At 68.2% G+C, this 23009-nt stretch carries 20 protein-coding genes; 11 read left to right on the top strand and 9 right to left on the bottom strand.

What is annotated here, in order from left to right; translation table 11 throughout:
- Positions 1–32: 32 nt before the first annotated feature.
- The 4 genes from EV675_RS17390 to EV675_RS17375 all read right to left on the bottom strand — a co-directional run bounded on the left by EV675_RS17390 (position 33) and on the right by EV675_RS17375 (position 4983).
- Entirely contained in the window at positions 33–1517 is a 1485-nt protein-coding gene (locus EV675_RS17390) for an aldehyde dehydrogenase family protein (RefSeq protein ID WP_130358482.1), read from the bottom strand.
- A 162-nt stretch (positions 1518–1679) separates the two neighbouring features.
- Positions 1680–2600 carry a LysR family transcriptional regulator gene (locus EV675_RS17385; RefSeq protein ID WP_165404638.1) on the bottom strand — a complete coding sequence of 307 codons (921 nt, stop codon included), beginning with the start codon at positions 2598–2600 and terminating at the stop codon, positions 1680–1682.
- A 90-nt stretch (positions 2601–2690) separates the two neighbouring features.
- Positions 2691–3992, bottom strand: coding sequence for a sulfatase family protein (locus EV675_RS17380; RefSeq protein ID WP_130358480.1), 1302 nt, complete (start codon positions 3990–3992; stop codon positions 2691–2693).
- Between the two features lie 22 nt (positions 3993–4014).
- Entirely contained in the window at positions 4015–4983 is a 969-nt protein-coding gene (locus EV675_RS17375; protein WP_130358479.1) for a Bug family tripartite tricarboxylate transporter substrate binding protein, read from the bottom strand.
- A 123-nt stretch (positions 4984–5106) separates the two neighbouring features.
- On the opposite strand from EV675_RS17375, the gene EV675_RS17370 reads away from it, so the two are divergent.
- The 3 genes from EV675_RS17370 (at position 5107) to EV675_RS17360 (ending at position 8360) form a co-directional block, all read left to right on the top strand.
- On the top strand, positions 5107–6063 hold the full coding sequence (locus tag EV675_RS17370; RefSeq protein ID WP_130358478.1) for a LysR substrate-binding domain-containing protein: 957 nt from the start codon (positions 5107–5109) through the stop codon (positions 6061–6063).
- A 108-nt stretch (positions 6064–6171) separates the two neighbouring features.
- Positions 6172–6966: a trehalose-phosphatase gene (otsB, locus tag EV675_RS17365; protein ID WP_130358477.1), complete on the top strand. Its 795-nt coding sequence runs from the start codon at positions 6172–6174 to the stop codon at positions 6964–6966.
- A gap of 11 nt (positions 6967–6977) precedes the next feature.
- Entirely contained in the window at positions 6978–8360 is a 1383-nt protein-coding gene (locus EV675_RS17360; RefSeq protein WP_130358476.1) for an alpha,alpha-trehalose-phosphate synthase (UDP-forming), read from the top strand.
- 13 nt (positions 8361–8373) lie between these two features.
- Here the strand turns inward: EV675_RS17360 and EV675_RS17355 are convergent, their stop codons facing one another.
- Entirely contained in the window at positions 8374–9102 is a 729-nt protein-coding gene (locus EV675_RS17355) for a GntR family transcriptional regulator (RefSeq protein WP_130358475.1), read from the bottom strand.
- Positions 9103–9296: 194 nt separating this feature from the next.
- Here EV675_RS17355 and EV675_RS17350 point away from each other — a divergent pair, with 194 nt between their 5' ends.
- Genes EV675_RS17350 through EV675_RS17330 form a run of 5 tightly spaced genes read left to right on the top strand, consistent with a single transcriptional unit; the run spans position 9297 to position 14538 of the window.
- The gene (locus EV675_RS17350; RefSeq protein ID WP_130358474.1) at positions 9297–10745 is read left to right on the top strand and encodes an FAD-binding oxidoreductase; all 1449 of its coding nucleotides are present in this window, start codon (positions 9297–9299) and stop codon (positions 10743–10745) included.
- Positions 10746–10779: 34 nt separating this feature from the next.
- Positions 10780–11757: an ABC transporter substrate-binding protein gene (locus EV675_RS17345; protein ID WP_130358473.1), complete on the top strand. Its 978-nt coding sequence runs from the start codon at positions 10780–10782 to the stop codon at positions 11755–11757.
- A 16-nt stretch (positions 11758–11773) separates the two neighbouring features.
- Positions 11774–12559 (top strand): ABC transporter ATP-binding protein, encoded by a 786-nt coding sequence (locus EV675_RS17340; protein WP_130358472.1) that lies wholly within the window; start codon positions 11774–11776, stop codon positions 12557–12559.
- 40 nt (positions 12560–12599) lie between these two features.
- Positions 12600–13499 carry an ABC transporter permease gene (locus tag EV675_RS17335; protein ID WP_130358471.1) on the top strand — a complete coding sequence of 300 codons (900 nt, stop codon included), beginning with the start codon at positions 12600–12602 and terminating at the stop codon, positions 13497–13499.
- Between the two features lie 31 nt (positions 13500–13530).
- Positions 13531–14538 carry a TauD/TfdA family dioxygenase gene (locus EV675_RS17330; protein WP_130358470.1) on the top strand — a complete coding sequence of 336 codons (1008 nt, stop codon included), beginning with the start codon at positions 13531–13533 and terminating at the stop codon, positions 14536–14538.
- A gap of 15 nt (positions 14539–14553) precedes the next feature.
- Here the strand turns inward: EV675_RS17330 and EV675_RS17325 are convergent, their stop codons facing one another.
- The 3 genes from EV675_RS17325 to EV675_RS17315 form a co-directional block, all read right to left on the bottom strand.
- On the bottom strand, positions 14554–15444 hold the full coding sequence (locus tag EV675_RS17325; RefSeq protein ID WP_242621477.1) for an ion transporter: 891 nt from the start codon (positions 15442–15444) through the stop codon (positions 14554–14556).
- Positions 15445–15551: 107 nt separating this feature from the next.
- Complete coding sequence (locus tag EV675_RS17320) at positions 15552–15887, bottom strand: four-helix bundle copper-binding protein (RefSeq protein WP_242621476.1); 336 nt, start codon at positions 15885–15887, stop codon at positions 15552–15554.
- A 67-nt stretch (positions 15888–15954) separates the two neighbouring features.
- Positions 15955–16848, bottom strand: a complete 894-nt coding sequence (locus EV675_RS17315) for a ketopantoate reductase family protein (RefSeq protein WP_130358468.1) — start codon at positions 16846–16848, stop codon at positions 15955–15957.
- A gap of 368 nt (positions 16849–17216) precedes the next feature.
- Here EV675_RS17315 and EV675_RS17310 point away from each other — a divergent pair, with 368 nt between their 5' ends.
- Positions 17217–19121 carry an ABC transporter ATP-binding protein gene (locus EV675_RS17310; protein ID WP_130358467.1) on the top strand — a complete coding sequence of 635 codons (1905 nt, stop codon included), beginning with the start codon at positions 17217–17219 and terminating at the stop codon, positions 19119–19121.
- A gap of 21 nt (positions 19122–19142) precedes the next feature.
- On the opposite strand, the gene EV675_RS17305 is transcribed toward EV675_RS17310, so the two are convergent.
- Positions 19143–19775 (bottom strand): LysE family translocator, encoded by a 633-nt coding sequence (locus tag EV675_RS17305; RefSeq protein WP_130358466.1) that lies wholly within the window; start codon positions 19773–19775, stop codon positions 19143–19145.
- Positions 19776–19937: 162 nt separating this feature from the next.
- Between EV675_RS17305 and EV675_RS17300 the strand changes: the two genes are divergently transcribed.
- Both EV675_RS17300 and nhaA read left to right on the top strand, forming a co-directional pair.
- Positions 19938–21140, top strand: a complete 1203-nt coding sequence (locus EV675_RS17300) for a low temperature requirement protein A (protein ID WP_130358465.1) — start codon at positions 19938–19940, stop codon at positions 21138–21140.
- Positions 21141–21190: 50 nt separating this feature from the next.
- Positions 21191–23008, top strand: a complete 1818-nt coding sequence (nhaA, locus tag EV675_RS17295; protein WP_242621475.1) for a Na+/H+ antiporter NhaA — start codon at positions 21191–21193, stop codon at positions 23006–23008.
- Position 23009: the final 1 nt, after the last annotated feature.

Raw genomic sequence — 23009 nt, 5'->3', positions numbered from 1 at the left:
ATCGTTATCCTTGTCTGCCGGCCATGCCGGACTCAATACACGATGTTGATGTTCTTTCCCTGCGTATAGGAAAGCAGTTCCTCGATGGACTCGTCGCGGCCGATACCCGATTGCTTGTAGCCGCCATAGCTGGTCCCCAGGAAATGCGGACCGGCATGATTGACCCAGACGAAACCCGACTGGATGCGTCCGGCCGCCCGGTGGGCCTGCGCCAGGTCCCGGGTGAAGACCGCCCCGGTCAATCCGTATTCGACGGCGTTCACCTGTTCGAACAGGGCTTCTTCGTCCGACCACTTCAGCACCGACAGGACCGGCCCGAAGATCTCCTCGTTGGCGATACGCATGTCGGCCGTCACGCCGGTGAACACGGTGGGCTCGACGAAGAAGCCCCTGGCCAGCTCAGGGTTCCGCGGCCGCTTGCCGCCGTAGGCCAGGGTTGCGCCTTCGCCGATGCCGATGTCGATGTAGCCCATGATCTTGTCCAGCTGGGCCTGCGAGACGATGGCTCCCATGGTCGTGGCCGGGTCGGTCGGCATGCCCGGCCGGTAGTGGCGGATCTTCTCCAGCACCCGCGCCACCACCTCGTCGTGGACGGACTCGTGCACGAACAGGCGCGAGGTCGACCCGCAGGACTGCCCGCTCCACGTGAAATTCATGCCGGCCACGGCGCCCGAGCTGGCGCGTTCGAGATCCGCGTCGGGATAGACGATGCAGGCATTCTTGCCCCCCAGTTCGAGCGTGATGCGCTTGAGACGCTCCGCGCCCGCCCTGGCCACCGCTCGCCCGGTGCCCACGCTGCCGATCAGCGAGACGAAGGGAACATCGGGATGGACCGCCAGCGCCGCGCCGCATTCCGTTCCCCCCGTGACGACGTTGAGCACGCCCGGGGGCAGGATGCCGTCGATCAGTTCCATCCATCGATAAGCCGACAACGGCGCCTGCACCGGCGGCTTCATCACCACCGTATTGCCCGCCGCCAGCGGCGCCGCGCTCTTGGCGGCGGTGAACATCAGGGGATGGTTGTAGGCCACGATGCGCCCCACCACGCCATAGGGTTCGCGCACCGACATGTTCACCATGCCCTCGCCCATGGGAATGGTGTCGCCCTTGATCTCGGTCACCAGGCCGGCGAAGAAATCGAACTGCGCGGCGGCAAGCATCGCGTCGCGCACCATCTCGGCCACCGGGCTGCCGCAATTGGCGGCATCCAGCATGGCAAGCTCGCCGGCATGCTCGCGCAACACGCCGGCCACGCGCCGCATCCGCGCGGCGCGCTCGAGCGGCTTCATGCGGCTCCAAGCGGGAAAGGCCGCGCGCGCCGCCTGCACGGCGGCATCCACGTCCTCGGCATTGGCTTGGGCGCAATCGCCCAGCGACTCCCCTGTCGCGGGATTCCAGGTCGGCGCGTAGCCGCCCCGCGGACGTTGCCACTGTCCGCCGTAGTAAAGCTCGCGACGAGCCGGCAACGCCGGCGAAGGGGGAATGACGACTTCTGAGGCAAGCTGGGGTCCCGACATGTTTCTTCCTTGTATCGATGCTCGATCGGGCGGCTATACCGCCACAGCCGGCCATCTTAGGAAGCAGCCCCTACCCGGTCCAATGGAAAGTCTGAATGGTGGAAATGGACGATGCGGATATCGAGGGATATCCCTGAACTACCGCGACGCGTGTCGCGACACTCAGCACCCTGCGCAGTAGTTGGCGGCGAACATCTGGCGGAACCAGGCATTGCCCGGGTCGCGGTGCATGCGATCGTGCCACTGCATGTTGAGATCGATGGGAGGCAGCTCAACGGGCAGCGGCACGATGCGCAGTTCCTGCTGGCGCGACAGAGACAATGCGGGCCCGTGGGGCACCGTCAGGACCAGGTCCGACTGTGCGATGGTCGCGGCCAGTCCGCTGAAGTACGGCACCGACAACACGACCCGCCGGCGCACTCCCTGCCCCGAGAACTGGCTCTCCAGCAGTGCGTCGAGCGACGCGTGGATGGAGGCCGAGGGACGATAGCTCAGGTGCGGCGCGTCCAGGTACTGGTCGCGGGTCATGGACGTGCCAATGAAGGGATGGCGGGCGCTGACCAGACATACCCAGCGTTCCGTGAACAGTGCCTGCCGGTGGAAATCCGCGCCCAGGTCTGGCAGAAAACCCACTGCCAGATCGAGTTCGCCGTCGGCCATGGCCTGGCGCGCCTCCCGCAGGGGAAGCGACAGGCTGATCAGGTCCACCCCCGGCGCCTGGGCGCGCATCATGGCCACGAAGGTTGGCAGATGCGAGTGCTGGGCGATGTCGCTCAACAGCAGCCGGAAGGTGCGGCGCGAAGCGGCCGGATCGAACTGGCGGTCGCGCTCGACGGCGAAGCGCAGTCGATCCAGCGCGGCGCGGATATCTGCCTCCATGTCCAGCGCGAGCGCCGTGGGCTGCATGCCCGCGGGCGTTCGCACGAACAGCGGATCGCCGAAGGCCTGGCGCAGGCGCTGCAGGGAATTGCTGGTGGCCGACTGCGACAACCCCACTCGCTCTCCGGTCTGCGTGACGCTGCGGGTGCGCATCATCGCATCGAAGATCAGGAGCAGATTCAGGTCGAGCTGGTTCAGGTTCAAGGTGGCCCCCCTCAAGCGCCATGCGCCCTTCGAGGGGCGGGCCTGGTGCCCGCATTGTGACATGACCCGTGCGCCCTGCGCACGGAGCGGTCACCGGCTGGGCATATCCTTGTCCGTATAAACCAGCTCGCTGCGGGCATCGGCCGGAATCGCGCCGAAGACGGCATCCCAGTCGTCGCAACGCGACCGCATCCTGGCCAGGCGCTCGGGCTCGCGGCGCGCCTGGTTGGCCCGTTCGCGCTCGTCCACCGACAGGTCGAACAGGTACTCGTTGCCCTCGACCGCCAGGTACTTCCACGGCCCGTCGCGCAAGGCGCGCTGGCTGCGGTAGTTCATGCGCCAGAACAGCTCGCGCGGGAACTCGTGTGCCGGCTCGCGCAGCACCGGCAGCATGGACACGCCGTCGAACGGATAATCGGGATGGGCGGGCACGCCGGCGATGTCCAGCATGGTCGCGGTCCAGTCCATCGTCATGCACTGCTGCGCCGATACCGAGCCGGGCGCGATCCGGTCGCCCCACTGCACGATGTAGGGGACGCGGATGCCGCCTTCGGTCAGGTCCATCTTGCCCCCCACCAGCGGCCAGGTGTCCGAGAAGCGTTCGCCGCCGTTGTCGCTGGTGAAAATGACCACCGTGTCCTCGGCCAGGCCCAGGTCGTCCAGCGCCTTCAGCACCCGTCCGCAGCCTTCGTCCAGCGCCTTGATCATCTCGCCGTAGACGTGGACGGAACCGCCGTCCAGGTGGCGGATGTCCTGGTCGGTCTCGGGATTGGATCGCCCTTGCGCGCGGGTCTCCCAGGGCCAGTGCGGCGCGGTGTAGTGCAGGCTCAGCAGGAACGGCTGGCGGTCGCCTGCGCGTGCGCGCAGATAGGTCTCGGCTTCGTCGGTAAGCAGGTCCGTCAGGTAGTGGCCGTCGTAGTTGACGGGCTCGCCGTCGCGCACCAGATCGTGTTTGCCCATGCGGTCCACGTGGCTGAAGTAGCTGACGCCGCCCGACAGGGGGCCGATGTGATACTCGTAGCCGCTTTTCTCCGGACCGAAGTGCGGCGGATAGCCCAGGTGCCACTTGCCGATCAGCGCGGTGCGATACCCCCGCTCGCGCAGCAGCGACGGCAGCGTGGGATGCGCCGGCGGCAGGCCGATCTCGGTGCTGCCCCGGAACCGGCCGGTCATGGGTTCCTCGGCCGCGCCGCGCAGGCGGTACTGGTAGCGGCCGGTGATCAGGCCGAAGCGCGTGGGCGAACACACGGGGGAATTGGAATAGCCCTGCGTGAAGCGGATGCCGCGCGCGGCCATGCGGTCCAGGTTGGGCGACACGGGCTTGCGGCCGCCGTAGCAGCCCAGATCGGCGTAGCCGAGGTCGTCGGCCAGGATGAAGATGAAGTTGGTCATGCGAACTGTACCGGCTCCGTTGTCAGTCGACCTTCATGCCGGCCGACTTGATGATCTTTGCATAGCGTTCCCGCACGCTGGCCAGTTCCTTGGCCGCGGCGTCTCCGTCCAGGGTACCCAGCGTGAAATCCATCGCGCGCAGGCGCTGCTGCACGTCGGGCTGCGCCAGCACCTGCTCCATCGCCTTGCGCAGGGTCTGGACGACGGCGTCCGGCGTCTGCGCCGGCACCATCGCAAGATACAACACATCCTGGCGCACCTCCGGATACCCCAGTTCGGCCGTGGTCGGCACCGACGGCAGCAGCGGCGAACGCTGGCTGCCGGTCACGGCCAAGGCCTTCAAGGTGCCTGCGTTGACGTGCTGCAGGAGGCCCGGCGTGGCCAGCGCGGCGGCCTGGACCTCGCCCGACACCAGCGCCAGCACCGCCGGCGCGTTGCCTCGATACGGGATGTGGTTGATCTTCATCCCGGTGGCCTGCTGCAACATGCTCAGGCTCAGGTGGCCGGGCGAACCGTTGCCCGCCGAGCTGAACGTGACCGGATCCTTGTGGCCGCGCTCGACCAGCCCCTTCAGCGTATCGGCCTTGGCCGACGGGTGGGCGGCGATCAGCATGCCCGAGGACGCCAGGCGCATCACCGGCTTCAACTGGTCCGGGCTGAAACCCTGCGACGCATACAGGCTGGGATTGACCGTGAAAGTCGAATCCAGGCCGATCAGCACCGTGTAGCCGTCGGGCGCGGCGTTGGCCACCGCGGCGGCGCCAATGTTGCCGCCGCTGCCGGTCTTGTTCTCGACCACGAAGGGCTGCTTGAAGATCGCGTTGAGGCGCTCGCCCATCATGCGCGCCATGATGTCCAGGGGACCTCCGGCGGTGAAGTTGACGACGAACCGGACGGGCTTGTCCGGATAACCGCCCTGCGCCGACGCCGCGCCCGAGGCGGCCGACAATGCCAGCGCCAGTCCCAGCGCGCGCACCATGGATTTCGACATTTCCCACTCCTCCTGATTGTGCGGATGCCCAGCCATCGGACATCCTTCTGTCCGCGCCATCATAGAAGCGTGGGCCATAATATTGGTTGATCTTTTGGCAAATTGATTGAGCAGAAGGAAATCATGTTACGCCCTCTCGACCCTCGCCTGCGTTTGCGCCACCTGCAATGCCTGATCGCCCTGGCCAGCCATCGCAGCGTGCTCAAGGCCGCAGACGCCCTGGCGCAGACGCCGTCGGCGGTGTCCAAGAGCCTGGCCGAACTGGAAGCGATCGCGGGCGAGACGCTGGCGCTGCGGCACCGCAAGGGACTGGAGCTGACACCCGCCGGCCATACCCTGCTGCGCCACGCCGCTCAGGCCATCGGCGCGCTGCGCGACGGTTTCGAACTCCTGGGCGCAGGAGAAAAGGCGCCCGAACACGTGCGCATAGGCATCCTGCCCACCGCGGCTGCCAACCTGGTGCCGAACGCGATCCGCCAGATGCAGGCGCGCTACTCCCACCTGGTGGTCACGGCGCACGGCGGCACCAATGCCGATCTGCTGGTGCGCCTGAAGCTTCGGGAACTGGACCTGGTCATCGGCCGCATCAGCCATCCGTCGGAAATGGTGGGCATCTCCTTCGAGCACCTGTACATGGAGCCGCTGGTCATGGCCGTGCGTCCCGGCCACCCGCTGCTGGACACCGCCGCGCTCCAGCCGGCCGACGTGCGGGCCTACCCCATGGTGCTGCCCATGAAGGGCACCTACATCCGGCCCGCGGCCGAAACCTTTCTGCAATCGAGCGGCATAGGGATGCCGCAGCAGTTGGTGGAGACGCTGTCGTCCACCATGGCGCGCAGCCTGATGCGCACCGGCGATGCGATCTGGTTCGTGCCCTACGGCGTGATCGAAAACGACCTGGACGATGGCCAGGCCAGGACCCTGCCGGTGGACACCAGTCCCACCGCCGCCGCGGTGGGACTGACCACGCTCGGCACGGATGAGCTGCCCGAGGGCGCGCGGCTATTCATCGACGTCATGCGCGAAGTGGCCGGCGAGATGCGCAACCGCAACCGGCGCTCGCTGATGCAACAGGGATGACGGTGCCGCCAGGAGATAACTGGAAACAAAAATGCGCAAAATGAACACCCTCCCCCGGGCACCCTTCCCTACCATTCCATCTGTGGCTGTTGTCAAAACGATACGCGGATGACGCGTCAACGGACGATGACCGGATCGGAAGCACGCAGACCTCCCCCGCCGGACCTGGCGCAATGCGCCCTGTTCCTCGACCTGGACGGCACCCTTGCCCCCATCGCTCCCAGCCCGGAAGCGGCGCGGGTGCCCGGCGCCACCCTGGCGCTGCTGGGGCGCCTGGCCGCCGCCACGGGCGGCGCGCTGGCCGTGGTCTCGGGCCGCTCGATCGACGTCATCGACCGCCTGCTGCATCCGCTGCGCCTGCCTGCGGCAGGCCTGCACGGCGCCCAATGGCGCGGCCCCGGCGGCCAGGCATGGGAACTGCCGGTGGACCGCGAACGGGCGGCCGGGCTGCTGGCGCGGCTACGAGACGTCGTTGCCGGACAGACGGGCATATACGTGGAGGACAAGGGTATTTCATTCGCCATCCACTACCGCCATGCGCCACGGCAGGAAGCGCGTATCCGCGCGGAAGTCGCCGCCGTGGCCGCGGACTTCGCGCCGGACTACGCGCTGCAGTTCGGCAAGATGGTGGCCGAGGTCAAGCCTCGGGGCGTGGACAAGGGAAGCGCCGTCGAGCGCTTCATGGCCGTCGCGCCCTTCGCGTCCCGCCTGCCCGTGATGGCGGGCGACGACCTGACCGACGAGGCGGCCTTCGCCGTCGTGGCGCGCCTGGGTGGCGTCGCGATCAAGATCGGCGACGGCGACACCTCGGCGCCCTGGCGGCTGCCCGATCCCGCCGCCCTTGCCCGCTGGCTGGACGACCTGTCCGCGCGGGGGCCGGCCGGCGCCCCGCGCGACGGATAAAGGACCAGGACATGAGCAGACTCGTGATCGTTTCCAATCGTGTGGCCTCGGCGGCCGAGGGCAAGCGCAGCGCCGGAGGCCTGGCCGTGGGCGTGCTGGATGCGCTCAAGCGGCAGGACGGACTCTGGTTCGGCTGGAACGGCAAGATCGAGGACACCGCCGACCCCGAGGTCGCCTTTCACCGCATCGGCCGCATAGACTGCGCCACCACGGGCCTGTCGCGCAGCGAGTACGACCTCTATTACCGGGGCTTCGCCAACGGCACGCTGTGGCCCACCTTCCACTACCGCATCGACCTGAGCCGCTACGATGCGCGCGAGTACGCGGGCTATCTGGCCGTCAACGAGAGGCTGGCCGGCATGCTGAAGGAACTGGTCGGCGAGGACGACCGGCTCTGGATACACGACTACCATCTCATCCCCTTCGCCCGCGCCTGCCGCCGCCTCGGACTGCGCAACCGCATGGGCTTCTTCCTGCACACGCCCTTTCCACCGGAAGGCATCCTGCGCACGGTGCCGCCCCACCGCGACCTGGCCGAGGCGATGTGCGAATACGACCTGCTGGGCTTCCAGACCCGCGGCGATGCGCAGGCTTTCCTCGACTATGCACAGCGGCGCCTGGGCCTGCCCCGGGACGGCGACACGCTGCGCGGGCCGTCCGGACCGGTGCGCGTGGGCCACTACCCCATCGGCATCCTGACCGACGACGTGCAGAGCAAGTCCAAGGCGCGCAGCCGCTCCAAGCTGGTCGCCACGCTCAAGCAGGGATTGCAGGAGCGCAAGCTCATCATCAGCGTCGACCGCCTGGACTACAGCAAGGGCATGGTCGAACGCTTCAATGCCTTCGAGCGGCTGCTGGAATCTCGGCCGGCGTACCGTGGCCACGTCAGCTTCGTGCAGATCGCGCCGCCTTCTCGCTCGGACGTCGAAGGCTATCGCCACATCCGGCGACAGCTCGAAAGCACCGCAGGCCACATCAACGGCCGCTGGACCGAGCTTTCATGGACGCCCATCCGCTACATGAACCGCGCCTACGAACGCGCCGCGCTGCTGTCCTTCTTCCGGGCCTCGCAAGTGGGCTTCGTCACGCCGCTGCGCGACGGCATGAACCTGGTGGCCAAGGAATACGTGGCGGCGCAGGATCCCGAAGATCCCGGCGTACTGGTGCTGTCGGAATTCGCGGGGGCCGCCGACGAACTGGCCGACGGCGCGATCATCGTCAACCCCTACGACATCGACGCCATGGCCTGCGCCCTGGACCAGGCCCTGGACATGCCGCTGGTGGAAAGACGCGAGCGCCACGAACACATGATGCGAGTACTCAAGGACAACAGCATCAAGGAATGGCGCGATCACTTCCTGACGGACCTGGAACCACCCGCCGTCGCCGCCTGAGCGCGCCTGCCGGTCAGCGCTGACGCGCCGCCTCCTCCAACAGCCTGTCCGCGATCTCGATCGCGATATCCACCATCCTGTGCATGTGCTGGCGGGCGAAATGCTCGGCCGCCACCGGATCGCCATGCAGCACCGCGCGGGCGATGTCGACGTGGTCCGACAGGTTGAGCAGCCAGTTCTCGCGGTTCAGGTCGCGGAAATAGATGGTGTGCAGGATCGGGTAGTTGTACTGGTCCAGCAGTTCACCCACGTCCGGGATGCCCGACATGTTGTTGATGGCCCGGTGGAAGCGGCCGTTCTCGGCACGATGGTTGCGCGGATCGTCGGCGCGCCGCTGGGCCTCGATGTCGTCCAGCAGTTCCTGGACGATTTCCCGGTTGCCCGGCTCGTGCGCATGCTCCGCGGCGGCGCGCGCGCCCAGGCCGGAGATTACCTCGCGGATGCGGAACTGGGCGACGATGTCCTCACGCCGCGGCGTGGCCACCGTTGCGCCGCGATTGGGTTCGATGCGCACGAAGCGGTTGGTTTCCAGGCGCCTGAAGGCTTCCCGGACCGAGCTGCGGCTGACGCCCAGGTCGCGGGTGACGTCCGCCTCGACAATGCGCTGCCCCGGCTTGTAGACCCCGTCGACGATGCGGCGCGCGATCTCGTTCAGCACGAAGTCCGACACGCTGCCCGAGCGGGCCGGCTCGGCCTGCGGCGGCTGGTAGAAGGGAACGAAGGAGGTCGGATCTTTCGCCATGCTCGGAAGGGACGAACCGCAAAGGGAACACGGAATTGTAGGACAAGATGCATCTTCCTCCAGGCACCGCGATCCGGCAAGCGCGCTTTCCTTCTCGGACCGGGTAGTTTTCCCGATATGGAATATCGCCATTTCTGTCCGACAATATTTTCAATTCAACCAAAAATTCCTGGATTACAGGAAATAAACCGAAAATGTTGTCCGACAATACAACCGGCCCATCCGCCTCGGAAACGCCCCACTCCGGCACCGAACTGGATCGGCAAGTGTCCGCGCTGGTCGCCGACCTGTCGGACAGCGCCGGTTTCCTTTCCTCCGGCAATGCCGGCCCTCGCTACCAGGAAGATTGGACGGGCGCCTTCGGCGCTTCGGCGCCGGTACTGCGCCCTCGCACCGTCGCGGCCCTGGCCGAAACGGTACGCCGCCTGCACGGCGCGGGGCTGCGCATCGTCGCCCAGGGCGGCATGAGCGGCCTGGTCGGCGGCGGCGCGCCGATGCGCGGCGAAGTGGTCGTGTCGCTGGAACGACTCAACCGCATCGAATCCTGCGACCTGTACGGCGCGACCATGACGGTACAGGCGGGCGCCACGCTGCAGGCGGTGCAGGAAGAAGCCGAGCGCCAGGGCCTGTTCTACCCCGTGGACCTGGGCAGCCGGGGCAGTTGCACGGTAGGCGGCAACATCGCCACCAACGCCGGCGGCAACCGCGTCCTGCAATACGGCATGACGCGCGCCTCGGTACTGGGCCTGGAAGTGGTGCTGCCCGACGGCACCCTGGTCTCCCGCATGGGCCGGGTGGCCAAGGACAACGCCGGCTACGACCTCAAGCAGTTGTTCATCGGGTCCGAAGGCACGCTGGGCATCGTGGCGCGCGCGGTCCTGCGGCTGCATCCGCTGCCGCGCCAGCGCTACACCGTGGCGCTCGGCCTCCAGGACCTGGACCAGGTGCTGCGCGCGCTGGCCGCCTGTCGCGCGGACTTCGGTCCCATGCTGACCTCGTTCGAGGTCATGTGGCGCGACTTCGTGGATTTCGTCGCGCGCGGCCTGGGCATAGGCCGCGACCCCTTCGCCGGCGCCTGCGGCTACGTCGTGCTGATCGAGCTCTCCTGCTACGACCGCCATCCCGAGCGCGACGAGGCACGGATCATGGATGCGCTGGAAGCCTTGTCCGAGAACCTGGGCACGCCCCATGTCGTAGTCGCCAAGTCCCTGTCCGAGGCGGCCGGGCTCTGGCGCATGCGCGACGCCTCCGGCGAGGCGGCGCGCCACCTGGGTGCCTACCTGTCGTTCGACGTCAGCATTCCGACCGGCGAGCTCCAATCCTGCCTGCCGCGCATCTACGCCGGCCTGGATGCCATCGACCCCGCGCTGCGGCGCCTGACCTACGGCCACCTGGGCGACGGCAACGTGCATCTGCTGGTCGGCTGCGCAGGGCCCGCCGCCGAACATGTCGAGCATCTGGTCTACCACGAAGTGATGCGCTGCGGCGGCTCGATCTCGGCCGAACACGGCATCGGACTCGAAAAGAACCAGGTCTTCCAGCGGCTCTATCCGGCCGCGGAACTCGACGCCATGCGCCGCATCAAGCTTGCCTTCGACCCCGGCGCCCTGCTCGGCCGAGATCGCGTCTTCGGCCTGTCCTGATCCCCTCCTCCACCCGTCCTGCCCCGGAGCTGCCATGAAGCCTGCCCTGATCCTCCAAGCCGCGCGACTCGCCGCCTGCGTGCCGCTGGCCTGTGCCGCCTCGCTCGTCCACGCCCAGCAGACCTACAAGGTCGCGATCGCGCAGTTCGGTCCCGACCATACGCTAGACACACTGGTGTCGAGCTTCAAGAAGGAATTGGCCAGGCAGGGGCTGAAGGTGAGCTACGACGAAGGCCACGTGAACTTCGACCGCTCGCTCGCGCCGCAGTTGCTGAACCGCGAGGCCGCGGGCAAGCCCGACCTCATGCTCACCATCACCACGCCGCTCACGCAGACCGCCAAGCAGGTGCTGGCCAACCGCAGCTTCCCTATCGTGTTCGGCGCCGTCGCCAACCCCGTCGCCGCCAAGCTGGTACCGTCCTGGGACCGCGGCGACACGCTGATGACCGGTGGCTCCAACCTGCCCAATATGGACGCGTCGGTCGGATTCATCAAGCAGCTCACGCCCGGCGTCAAGCGGCTGGGCATCATCTACAACCCCGGCGACGATGCCGACCTGGGCTACCTGAACGCGCTGGAGAAGGTCGTCGGCAAGTACGACCTCACCCTGGTGAAGGTAGGCGTGGACAACGCCAACGACATCCCCACCCGGGTCGCCTCGTTGCAAGGGCGCGCCGATGCGCTGATGGTGCCGGCCTCCAGCATGCTGATTCCCGCCGCCGCGGCCATCGCCTCGGTCACCAACCGCATCAAGCTGCCCACCTACAGTCCCAACGTCGACAACGTGGCCCAGCACCACTTCCTGGCCGCGATGACGGTCGAATACACCAGCCTGGGCACCAGCGTCGGCCGCATCGCCGCCGATGTCCTGCGCGGCAAGAAGCCGGCCGACATCCCCGTGTCGGTGCCCGCCGCGGAAGACCACGCGGTCAAGATCAGCGGACGCCGGCTGAAGGATCTCGGCATCGCGCTGCCGGAATCGCTGAAGAACTGCAACTGCGTCGTCGACTGACGCGCCGGAGTCCCGCATGATCGAGCTTGCAGCCGTCGACGTCGTGTTCTATCCGGGCACTCCGGATGAACGCATCGCGCTCGACCGACTGGACCTGACCCTGGAGAACGGCAGTTTCTGCGTCGTCGTGGGCACCAACGGCGCCGGCAAGAGTACCCTGCTGAACGTGCTGGCCGGCGCCGTCCGGCCGCGCACGGGCCGCACCGTCATCGACGGCGCCGACGTCTCGTCCTGGCCGGTGCACCGGCGCGCGCAATGGGTCTCGCGCGTGTTCCAGGACCCGATGGTCGGCACGGCGCCCGCGCTATCCATCGAGGAAAACCTGGCTTTCGCCGCCATGCGCGGCCGCCGGCGCGGACTGCGCATGGCGCTCAACCCCCGCAACCGGGCCCATTTCCGCGATGAACTGGCGCGCTTCGGCCTGGGGCTGGAGAACCGCATGGGCGCCGCCGCCGGCCTGCTGTCGGGCGGGCAGCGGCAGGTGCTCGCGCTGCTGATGGCGGCGCTGAACCGCCCCCGCATCCTGCTGCTGGACGAACATACCGCCGCGCTGGACCCGCGCACGGCGCAGCTCGTCATGGACGCAACGCGCCGCATCGTGGCCGAGCAGCGGCTGACCACCCTCATGATCACGCACAACATGGCGCATGCGCTGGAATACGGCGACCGCCTGCTGATGATGGAGTGCGGGCGCATCAAGCTGGACATCGGTCCCGCCGAAAAGCCGCGCCTGACAATCAACGACCTGGTCCAGCGCTTTGGCCAGGCCGACGACCAGATCCTGCTGCAGGCCAGCGCATGAACGCATCCCAGCGCATGCCCGCCGCCCTACGGAGCTGAACGTGGAAGTCCTGAACACCTTCTATCACCTCGTCCCCATCACGGCGGTCCAGGGACTGCTGTATGCCTTCGTCGCCATGGGCGTGATGATTCCCTTCCGGCTGCTGAACGTGCCGGACCTGACCGCCGAGGGCGCCTTTCCACTGGGCGGCTGCCTGGTCGCGGCACTGATCGCCGCCGGGCTGCATCCCTTCCTCGGCACGCTGGCGGCGGCCGGCGCAGGCTTCCTGGCCGGCGCCGTCACCGCGCTGATCCACCTGAAGTTCCGCGTCCATTCGCTGCTGGCCGGCATCCTGACCATCACCATGCTGTGGAGCGTCGACCTGCGTGTCATGGGCAAGCCCAACACGCCCCTGTTCGGACTGCCCAACCTGTACGACTGGATCTCGCCGGCCATCATGCAAAGCCTGGCGCTGCAAGGCGTCCTGCTGCTTGCGGCGCTGGTAGTGCTGGTGCTGCTGCTGTGGTGGGGCCTGCACACCGACGTGGGCCTGGCCCTGCGCGGCGTCGGCGCCAACAACCAGCTCGCGCCCGCGCTCGCGGTCAACTCCACGCGCTACATCGTGGTCGGCCTGGGGCTGGCCAATGCCATCACCGCGGCCGCCGGGGCGCTCCTGGCCCAGAGCCAGGGCTACGGCGACGTCAACATGGGCTTCGGCATGCTGATCAACGGCCTGGCCGCGCTCATCATCGGCGAGGCCCTCATCGGCCGCCGCACGCTGCTGCGCCAGTTGTGCGCGCCGGTGGTCGGCTCGCTCTTGTACTACCAGCTCAGTTCGCTGGTGCTGTCCTTTGGCCTGATGCCGTCCGACCTCAAGCTGGTCACCGGCCTGTTCGTCCTTGCCACCATAGGCTGGCCCATCCTCCGGGGCCGCGCCCGCGCCGGCTCGATCGCCGGATGAGCCCTCCGTCCACCCACACAGGAGCCCACCCATGACGGAAATGCTGCAACAGCCCTATACCGGCCCCAGCGCCTGGACCCGCCCCCAGATGGAGGCAGACAGAAGCTGGATCTACACGCTGTCGCCGGCCGAGGTCGCCGAGATCCGCGCCGCGGTCTCCGCCGCCCTGGCCGCGGGCAAGCCGTTGGAATCCATCTCGCGCGCCGATTTTCCGCTTGCCAGCCTGGCCGGCCGGCTGGCGGAGCTGGGCGAAGAGCTGGAGAACGGCCGTGGCTTCGAGATGTGGCGCGGCCTGCCGGTCGAGGATTGGAGCCTGGAAGAACGCAGCATCGCCTATTGGGGGCTGGGGCAGTACCTGGGCGATGCGGTGGTGCAGAACGCGCGCGGCGAACTGTTCGGCCACGTGCGCGACACGACGGCCGGCGCCGACCCGCAGACCAATGCCAACACGCGCTTCTACCACACCAACCGCGCGGCGCCCTTCCACGTGGACGGCGCCGACATCGTCGGCCTGATGTGCGTGCGCACCGCCAGGGCCGGCGGCGCCAGCCTGGTGGTCAGTTCCACCAGCATCTACAACGCGCTGCTGCGCGACCATCCCGACATGATCCCGCTGCTGTACGAACCGCTGTGGTTCGACCACCGGGGCGAGCACAACGCGGTCACCGGCAAACCCTATTGGGTCACGTCCATCTGCGGCTGGACGAATGGCAAGCTGTCGATGATGTACCTGCGCAATTTCATCGAATCGGCGCAGCGCTACGACGGCGCGCCGCCGCTGACCGGGCGCCACCGCAAGCTGCTGGAACTGATCGACCACTACGCCGAATCGCCGGAGCTGTGCCTGTCCATGGAGTTCCTGCCCGGCGATATCCAGTGGCTGAACAATCACATGACGCTGCACTCGCGTACCGAGTTCCTGGACTGGGACGAGGACGAGCGCAGGCGCTGGCTGATGCGCCTGTGGCTGAACCGGCGCGAGCGCAACCGCTACACCGACACCTACGGCTACTACGGTATCGCGCCCGACGCGAGATGACGGCCGGCGGGAGGTTCAGGCCTTGCGTTCCCGCCCCGCCAGTTCGGCGCCGCAGTGCTTGCAGTAGTTCGCATCGTGGTCCTGCCCGGGCGTCAGGCACACCTGGCAGGTACGCGCCGCGACCCGGCGCCGCGCGCTCTCGGCCAGCGTCATCTCCATGGTGACGATGCCCGTCGGCACAGCCAGGATGCCCCAGCCCAGCAGCATCATGACCGAGGCGATCAGCCGCCCCAGCGCCGTATGCGGCGTGATGTCGCCGAAGCCCACCGTCGCGATGGTCGAGATCGCCCAGTAGACGCCCACCGGAATGCTGGTGAAGCCGTACTGCGGGCCTTCGACCACGTACATGATCGTGCCCATTACCAGCACGATCAGCAGCACCACGGACAGGAAGACCATGATCTTGCGGGACGAGGCGCGCAGCGCCCGGGCCATCATCAGGTATTCCTCGGTGAACAGGCGCAGCTTGAACACGCGGAAGATGCGCAGGAGGCGCAGCACGCGGATGCCGATCAGGAAGGCCAGGCTGGGCGTCAGCAGCGCCGCGTAGGTGGGCAGGAACGCCAGCAGGTCCACCACGCCGTAGAAACTCGTGGCATAGCGCAGCGGGCGCCGCACGCACAGCAGCCGCAGCACGTATTCGATCGTGAAGAGCACCGTGAAGGCCCATTCCAGCGGACCGAACAGACCGCCCAGGCGCTGCGACAGGAAGGCCACGCTATCGGCCATCACCACCGCCAGGCTGGCCAGGATGAGCACGAACAGCAACTGGTCGAATCGCCGGCCGGCGGACGTGCCGGTTTCGAACATCACCGCGTACAGCGACCGCCGCCATCCCTCCTCGGGCCTGCCGAAGGCCTCGGCGATGTCATGGTCGCGCTTCGTCGACGGAGTTTCCTGGACCACGTCCGCTCCCGCGCCAGCCGCGGCCCGGCGGGCCGGCATCCTCTGGCATGGGAATCATAGGGGAAGCGCCGGGCGCCCGCCAAGGCGCCCCGTCGGACCGGAAAGGCTCAGGCGGCCATGCGCTCGCAGGCATCGGCGCAACTGCGGCAGTCGGCGGCACACCGGTCCATGCCATCCAGGCCGTCGCAACTGTCGGCGCATTGACGACAGATCGAGGCGCAGTCGGCGCACACGTGGCGGTGCTGCGGAACGCCGGTCAACATGAAATGGGCCGCAGTGCGGCACATCTCGGCGCAGGCCATCATCAGGCGGAAATGGGGCGGTGCGACATGCGCGCCGCCCCGCTCCAGGCAGTGGTTCATGGCGGATCCCAGGCAGGACTGGTAGCAACGCAGGCAGGCGTCCACGCACAGCTGCATTTCCTTGGGCACGGCATTCATCATTCACCTCCGGGCAACGTCGAACGGATACCCCGCCAGGCAGCACGTTCCGTTCCCGGATCCCCAAGCCTCAGCCCTTGCGCGACTCCAGCAGTTTGACCAGGCTGTGCAGTACGCGGTTGGCCGGCGTCGGCACGCCCAGTTCGCCGCCCCGGCGAACGATGTAGCCGTTCAAATGATCGATCTCGCTGGGCTTGCCGCGCGCCAGGTCCTGCGCCGTCGACGACAACTGGGTCGGCATGCTGCGGCTGATGCGCATCACTGCCTCCCAGGTGTCGCCGGGCACCGTCACGCCCGAGGCCGCCGCCACCGCCAGGCACTCGTCCACCACGTCGCGCATGACGTCCAGCACGCCCTCGCCCTCGACCAGCCGGCCATAGGGCAGCTGGGTTGCGGCCGACAGCGCGTTGTAGGCGCAGTTCAGGATGAGCTTGGCCCAGAGTTCGCCCACCGCGTTGCCGGACACCGTGGCCGGAATGCCGGCCGCGCTCAGCACGCCGGCCGCTTCCTCGCTGCGGGGCGACGGCCCCAGCACGAGTTCGCCGCGCCCATGGTGGCGCACGTGGCCCGCGCCCGCCATCTCCACCGCCACGTAGACCACCGCCGGCACCACCAGTTGCGGCAGCAGGGCCTGCAGGCGCTCGGCATTGTCGACCCCGTTCTGCAAGCTGAGCACGACGGCGTCGGCATCCAGGTACGGCGCGATCTGCCTGCCGGCATCCTCGGTGTCGGTGGATTTCACGCAGAACAACACGAGCTTGGCGCCCGCCACCTCCCGGGGATGCTCGCCGGCCCGCGCCGGCACGTGGCCGTGGAAAGACTGCGTCTCCAGCAGCAGCCCCTGCCGCCGGACCGCCTCGACATGCGCGGGGCGCCCCACCAGCGCCACGTCGTGGCCGGCGCGGGCCAGTATCGCGCCGTAGTAGCTGCCGACCGCGCCGGCTCCCATCACTGCAATCTTCATGTTCGTCCCCGAAACTGGAATCCTTCATTCCGGCAGGCCGTGCCCGCAGCGGCAAGTGTATGCCGACGGCCACACCCTTCCGTTGCCGCCGTTGCCTCGCCCGGCATGGACTGATAGACTTTACATTCGGCTTTCTGCCTTCACATCCATCACCCCATCCAAGGAGACGCAAAATGATCAACACGCGCATCGTCGTCTCCGGACCGGCTCCCCGGCACCTCTAGGTTGCCCCCCCGCGGGCGGTTTTCCTGCCCGCACACACTCCCGGACGGTTTTTGCCCCACGCACGCCACAAGCGCGCGATGGCCCGTCTGTTCTCTGTTCCGACTTTGGAGACCCCGCTCCACCGCGAGCCGGGGCTGTCGCAAATGGCATCGAAGAAACTCGACTTCCGTGGACAGTCCTACAAGGACGTACTCGGCTTTACTTTCCGCCACTGGGCCGAACAGCCCTGGCGCATCCTGACCATCATCGTCGCGGTACTGCTCTCGACGCTGGCCAGCGTGGTGACCCCGCTTTACGCGGGTCGTCTGGTCGACGCCGTGGCGTCGGGCGCGGCCAGCGACCCGGGCGCCTGGCACGCCGCCATCGCCGCCTTCTGGATACTGGCCGCGCTGGGCGTGGGCGCCACGGCGCTGCGCCAGGTGGTGTTCCTGAGCCTGACCTTCCTGACGCTCAAGATGATGAGCAAGATCGCCGCCAACGCCTTCCATCGCGTGCAGCGCTTCTCGACCGACTGGCACGCCAACAGCTTCGCCGGCTCCACCGTGCGCAAGGTCACGCGGGGCATGTGGGCGCTCGACCTGCTGAACGACACGCTGCTGGTCGCCCTGCTGCCGTCGCTGGTCATGCTGGCCGGCGCGACCATCCTGCTGGGGGCCACCTGGCCGCTGATGGGCGCCGTCATCGGCGTCGGATCGCTGCTGTACGTGGCGCTGACGGTGATGCTGTCGCTGGGTTTCGTCGCGCCCGCCGCGCGCCTGGCCAATGCCTGGGACACGCGCATGGGCGGCGCGCTGGCCGACGCCGTCACCTGTAACGCGGTGGTCAAGGCCTTCGGCGCCGAGGAGCGCGAGGAAACCCGCCTGGCGCGCGTGATCGGCAAGTGGCGCCTGCGCACCCGCCGTACCTGGGTGCGCGGCACGATCAACGGCGGCGTCCAGGGCGCCATGCTGGTGCTGATGCAGGCCGCCATCCTGGGCACCGCGCTGCTGCTGTGGTCGCGCGGGCAGGCCAGCGTGGGCGACATCACCTTCGCGCTGACGACTTTCTTCATGCTTCAGGGCTACCTGCGCGACGTGGGCATGGACATCCGCAACCTGCAACGCTCCATCAACGACATGGAGGAACTGGTCGCGCTGGAACGCCAGCCGCTGGGCATCGAAGACCGCCCGGGCGCGCCGGCCATCGCCATCGGCCCCGGCGAGATCCGCTTCGAGCACGTGGACTTCCGCTACGGCACCCACGACACCCCGCTCTACCGCGATTTTTCGATACGCATCGCGCCGGGCGAGCGCGTCGGGCTGGTCGGCCACTCCGGCTCCGGCAAAACCACGTTCATCAAGCTGATCCAGCGTCTGTACGACGTCACTGGCGGCCGCATCACCATCGACGGGCAGGACATCTCCCAGGTCCGCCAGGCCTCGCTGCGCCAGCAGATCGCCATCGTGCAGCAGGAACCCATCCTGTTCCACCGCTCTCTGGCCGAGAACATCGCCTACGCCCGGCCGGACGCCACGCGGGCGCAGGTCGAGCGCGCCGCGCGCCTGGCCAGCGCGCACGACTTCATCATGGCCCTGCCCCACGGCTACGAGACCGTGGTGGGCGAGCGCGGCGTCAAGCTGTCCGGCGGCGAACGCCAGCGCGTGGCGCTGGCTCGCGCATTCCTGGCCGATGCGCCCATCCTGATCCTGGACGAGGCCACCTCCAGCCTGGACAGCGAAAGCGAGGTGCTGATCCAGCAGGCCATGGAGCGCCTGATGGAAGGCCGCACCACACTGGTGGTCGCGCACCGGCTGTCCACCGTGCGCGCGCTGGACCGGCTGCTGGTGATGGACAAGGGCCGGGTCATCGAGGAAGGCACGCACGAGGCGTTGATCCGCATCAAGGACGGCGTTTACCGCCGGCTGTTCGAGAAGCAGGCCCTGGAACTGACCAAAGGCCTGTTGCTGGACGGCAACGCGCTGCGCCGCGCCGACGACGAAGAGTGGCTGGCCGAACCGGATGCGTTGATGGAGAACCCCGCCGACGCGCCGACGCCGCCCGGCAGGTAGCCGCCGGCGGGGGTTGCCCCGCTAGCGGCGCGCCTCGGTGGCCATGCGCACGGCCAGGCCCGCCAGCACCGTGCCCATCAGCCAGCGCTGCGCGACCAGCCACAGCGGGCGGCGCGCCAGGAAGGCCGCGATCGAACCGGCCATGATGGCCACCGTCGCGTTGATGCTCATGCTGATCGCGATCTGCGTCGTGCCCAGCATGAACGACTGCATCAACACGCTGCCCTGCTCGGGCCGGATGAACTGCGGCAGCAGCGACAGATACATCACCGCGATCTTGGGATTCAGCAGATTGGTCAGGAAGCCCATCGCGAACAGCTTGCCCGGGCCGTCGCGCGGCAGTTCGCGCACCTGGAACGGCGAGCGTCCGCCCGGCTTGACCGCCTGCCACGCCAGATACAGCAGATAGATCGCGCCGCCCGCCCGCAACGCGTCATAGGCATAGGGCACCGCCATGACCAGCGCGGTGATGCCCAGCGCCGCGCACAGCATGTAAAACACGAAACCCAGCGCCACGCCGCCCAGCGAGACGAGCCCGGCGCGCGGCCCCTGCGAGATCGAGCGCGATATGAGATAGATCATGTTGGGGCCTGGCGTGAGCGCCATTCCCAGGGCCACCAGGCCGAAGGCAAGCAGGCTGGACGTATCGGGCATGGTCATCTCCTGGCGCGGGTGCGCGGATACCCTTGGGATGTGCCCGCCAGCATACGCCACCGGGATCCACCCCGCGATTCCGACAAGAAAAGTAGGCGGCGCGGGCGTTTCCGGCTATCTTAAACCGCGTGTTCGATACCCCGGCCGGGCCGCCACCCCACCATGCCATCCGACATCCACCGCCATCCCCCGCTACGCCACCGCGACGGGCATCACGCCCGCGTCACCTTCGAAGAACTGTTCTTCGACCTAATCTACGTCTTCGCCGTCACGCAAATCAGCCACCAGCTCCTGCACCACCTGACGCTCGCCGGCGTGATCGAATCGCTGATCCTCTGGCTTGCCGTGTGGCTGGGCTGGCAATACACCTGCTGGGTGACGAACTGGTTCGACCCGGAAACCCCGCGCATCCGGGGCCTGCTTTTCGCCACCATGCTGCTCGCGCTGTGCATGGCGGCCAGCCTGCCCGAAGCCTTCGGCGACCGGGCGCTGCTTTTCGCCGGGGCCTATGCCGCGATGCAGGTGGGCCGTACCGCCTACATCGTCTGCCTGTTGCCGGCCGGCCATCCGCTGGCCGCCAACTACCGCCGCATGCTTGGGTGGCTGCTCATCGCGGCGGTCTTCTGGATAGCCGGGGCGCTGGCCGAAGGGCATGCGCTGCGCGCGCTGCTGTGGCTGGCCGCGGTGCTGTGCGAATACGGTTCGCCCATGTTCGGCTTCGCCCTGCCGGGCATGGGCCGCTCCCATACCCGCGACTGGACCATCGAAGGCGGCCACCTGGCCGAACGCTGCCAGTTGTTCGTGATCGTGGCGCTGGGCGAAACGCTGCTCGCCACCGGCGTCATGCTGGCCGACACCCCGGCCTGGACCGCCGCCATCGTCTCCGGCGTACTGGCCACCTTCCTCGGCACCCTGGCGATGTGGTGGCTGTATTTCGGCACCTCCAGCAAGGACGCCACCGAGGCCATCACGCGCTCGGCCGACCCCGGACGCATCGGCGCCTACTTCCACTACATCCACGCCATCCTGGTGGCCGGCATCATCGTCACCGCCGTCGGCAACGATCTCGTCATGGCCCATCCGCACGAGGCGCTCGGCACGGCGCAGGTCATCGTGCTGGTGGCCGGCCCGGCCATCTACCTGCTGGGCAGCGCCATCTACAAGAAGGTCGTCTACGGTTCGATCCCCGGTTCGCACCTGGCCGGTGCGGCGGCCCTGCTCGTGCTGGTGCCCGTGGGCTACGCCGCCACGCTGCTCATCATGGGCTGGCTGACCACCGCGGTCCTGAGCGCCGTGGGCCTGTGGGAGACGCGGCTGCTCAGGCAGCGACGCGCCCGGCAGCCCGCGCCGCCGCTGGCGCACTGAACCGGCCCGGCGCCCACACCACACAAGGGATACACGTGTCGCAAGAAAGCTTGACCGCCAGACTGGAGCAACCGGTGGATGACGCGCGGGATCACATCCTCGGTCCCGCCGACGCCGCCATCACCCTGGTCGAATACGGCAGCTATGCCTGCCCCTATTGCCGGGCCGCCAACGAACGCATCGCCGAGATCCGGCACCAGCTGGGCGACCGGCTGCGCTATGTGTTCCGCCACTATCCGCTGCCGGGCAGCGACATCGCGCGCCGCGCGGCGGAACTGGCCGAACACGCGCGCGATTCCCATCAGTTCTGGGACGCCCACGTTACGCTGATGACGCATTCGCGCGCGCTGTCCGAGGAAGACCTGTCCCTGGTGGCGAGCGAACTCGGCGTCCCGCCCGCCGGCGCGCAGCAGGCGGCCGACGACGAACAGGCCCGGGCCCGGGTCGATGCCGACGTCGCCGGAGCGCGCGCCAGCCGGGTCATGGTCACGCCCACCTTCTTCATCAACGGCCGCCGCTACGACGGCCCCTGGGACGAGAGCTCGTTCACCGACGCCATGCTGCGCACGCCGGGCCATCGCCTGCGCAGCGTGGCGCAGGACTTCGCCGGCTGGGCGCCCTCGGCGGGCGTGCTGCTCCTGCTGGCGGCCGCCCTGGCCGTCCTGCTGACGAACTCCGGGCTGGGCGAAGCCTTCGCCGCGCTGTGGGAGACCCCGCTGGCGATCTCGTTCGGGCAGGCCGGCTTCGGCATGTCGCTGCTGCACTGGATCAACGACGGCCTGCTGACGATCTTCTTCCTGGTCGTGGGGTTGGAGATCAAGCGCGAGTTCACCGTGGGCCACCTGGCCAACCTGCGGTCGGCCGCGCTGCCGGTCGCGGCGGCCCTGGGTGGCATGCTCGTGCCCGCGCTGGTCTACAGCCTGGTCGTTCCCGCCGGCCCGTGGTCGCACGGCTGGGGCGTGCCCATGGCCACCGACACCGCCTTCGCCATCGCGCTGATCGCGATGATGGGCAGCCGCGTCCCCACCGCGCTGCGCGTGTTCCTGACCGCCGCGGCCATCGTCGACGACATCGGTTCCATCGTGGTGGTGGCGCTGTTCTATTCCGGCGCGCTGAACCTGGGCTATCTGGCTGCCGCGGCGGCGCTGGTGGGCGTGCTGGCGCTGCTCAACAAGGCCCACATCTATCGCGTCGCTCCCTATGCGCTGACTGGCATCCTGCTGTGGGCCTGCGTCCACGCGAGCGGGCTGCACGCGACCATGGCCGGCGTACTGCTGGCGATGTTCATCCCGACGCGGCCGCCGCCCAACCTGCCCACCCTGGTGGCACAGGCCGACGCCATTCTGACGGCCGAGGCGCGCCGCAGCGGCGAAGTCCTGCGTCAAGGGCCGTCGCTGCCCGCGCTGGCGGCGTTCGACGCCATCCACGACCGGCTGGAGTCGCCCGCCGACCGGCTGCTGCGCACCACGGGCGCGCGATCCAGCTATGTCGTGCTGCCGCTGTTCGCGCTGGCCAATGCCGGCGTGGCGCTGGCGCCCGACGTGCTGTCCAGCCACGGCCAGTTGTCGCTGGCCATCATCGCCGGGCTGGTCGTCGGCAAGCCGCTGGGGCTCGTGCTGGCCTCGGTCATCGCCGTCCGGCTGGGCATCGCGCGCAAGCCCGCCGATTACTCGTGGCGTCAGTTGGTGGGCGCCGGCGCGCTGGCCGGCATAGGCTTCACCATGTCCCTGTTCATTTCCGGGCAGGCCTTCCCGGTGGACACCGACTTCGCCGCGGCCAAGGTCGCGGTCTTCATCGGCTCCATCGTGTCCTCGCTGATCGGCGTGGCCATCCTGTGGGGCGCGAACCGGCCGTCGTCCGCAAGCTGAC

The sequence above is a fragment of the Pigmentiphaga kullae genome, assembly GCF_004216695.1.
Lineage (GTDB): Bacteria > Pseudomonadota > Gammaproteobacteria > Burkholderiales > Burkholderiaceae_B > Pigmentiphaga > Pigmentiphaga kullae.
The sequence above is the reverse complement of the archived record's forward strand: the minus strand, read 5'-3'. Positions and strand labels throughout refer to the sequence as shown.

Coding starts and splice junctions, on each gene's coding strand:
- EV675_RS17390 (WP_130358482.1), bottom strand. CDS start 1,517: ATGTCGGGACCCCAGCTTGCCTCAGAAGTCGTCATTCCCCCTTCGCCG.
- EV675_RS17380 (WP_130358480.1), bottom strand. CDS start 3,992: ATGACCAACTTCATCTTCATCCTGGCCGACGACCTCGGCTACGCCGAT.
- EV675_RS17375 (WP_130358479.1), bottom strand. CDS start 4,983: ATGTCGAAATCCATGGTGCGCGCGCTGGGACTGGCGCTGGCATTGTCG.
- EV675_RS17370 (WP_130358478.1), top strand. CDS start 5,107: ATGTTACGCCCTCTCGACCCTCGCCTGCGTTTGCGCCACCTGCAATGC.
- otsB (WP_130358477.1), top strand. CDS start 6,172: ATGACGCGTCAACGGACGATGACCGGATCGGAAGCACGCAGACCTCCC.
- EV675_RS17360 (WP_130358476.1), top strand. CDS start 6,978: ATGAGCAGACTCGTGATCGTTTCCAATCGTGTGGCCTCGGCGGCCGAG.
- EV675_RS17355 (WP_130358475.1), bottom strand. CDS start 9,102: ATGGCGAAAGATCCGACCTCCTTCGTTCCCTTCTACCAGCCGCCGCAG.
- EV675_RS17350 (WP_130358474.1), top strand. CDS start 9,297: ATGTTGTCCGACAATACAACCGGCCCATCCGCCTCGGAAACGCCCCAC.
- EV675_RS17345 (WP_130358473.1), top strand. CDS start 10,780: ATGAAGCCTGCCCTGATCCTCCAAGCCGCGCGACTCGCCGCCTGCGTG.
- EV675_RS17340 (WP_130358472.1), top strand. CDS start 11,774: ATGATCGAGCTTGCAGCCGTCGACGTCGTGTTCTATCCGGGCACTCCG.
- EV675_RS17330 (WP_130358470.1), top strand. CDS start 13,531: ATGACGGAAATGCTGCAACAGCCCTATACCGGCCCCAGCGCCTGGACC.
- EV675_RS17320 (WP_242621476.1), bottom strand. CDS start 15,887: ATGATGAATGCCGTGCCCAAGGAAATGCAGCTGTGCGTGGACGCCTGC.
- EV675_RS17315 (WP_130358468.1), bottom strand. CDS start 16,848: ATGAAGATTGCAGTGATGGGAGCCGGCGCGGTCGGCAGCTACTACGGC.
- EV675_RS17310 (WP_130358467.1), top strand. CDS start 17,217: ATGGCATCGAAGAAACTCGACTTCCGTGGACAGTCCTACAAGGACGTA.
- EV675_RS17305 (WP_130358466.1), bottom strand. CDS start 19,775: ATGCCCGATACGTCCAGCCTGCTTGCCTTCGGCCTGGTGGCCCTGGGA.
- EV675_RS17300 (WP_130358465.1), top strand. CDS start 19,938: ATGCCATCCGACATCCACCGCCATCCCCCGCTACGCCACCGCGACGGG.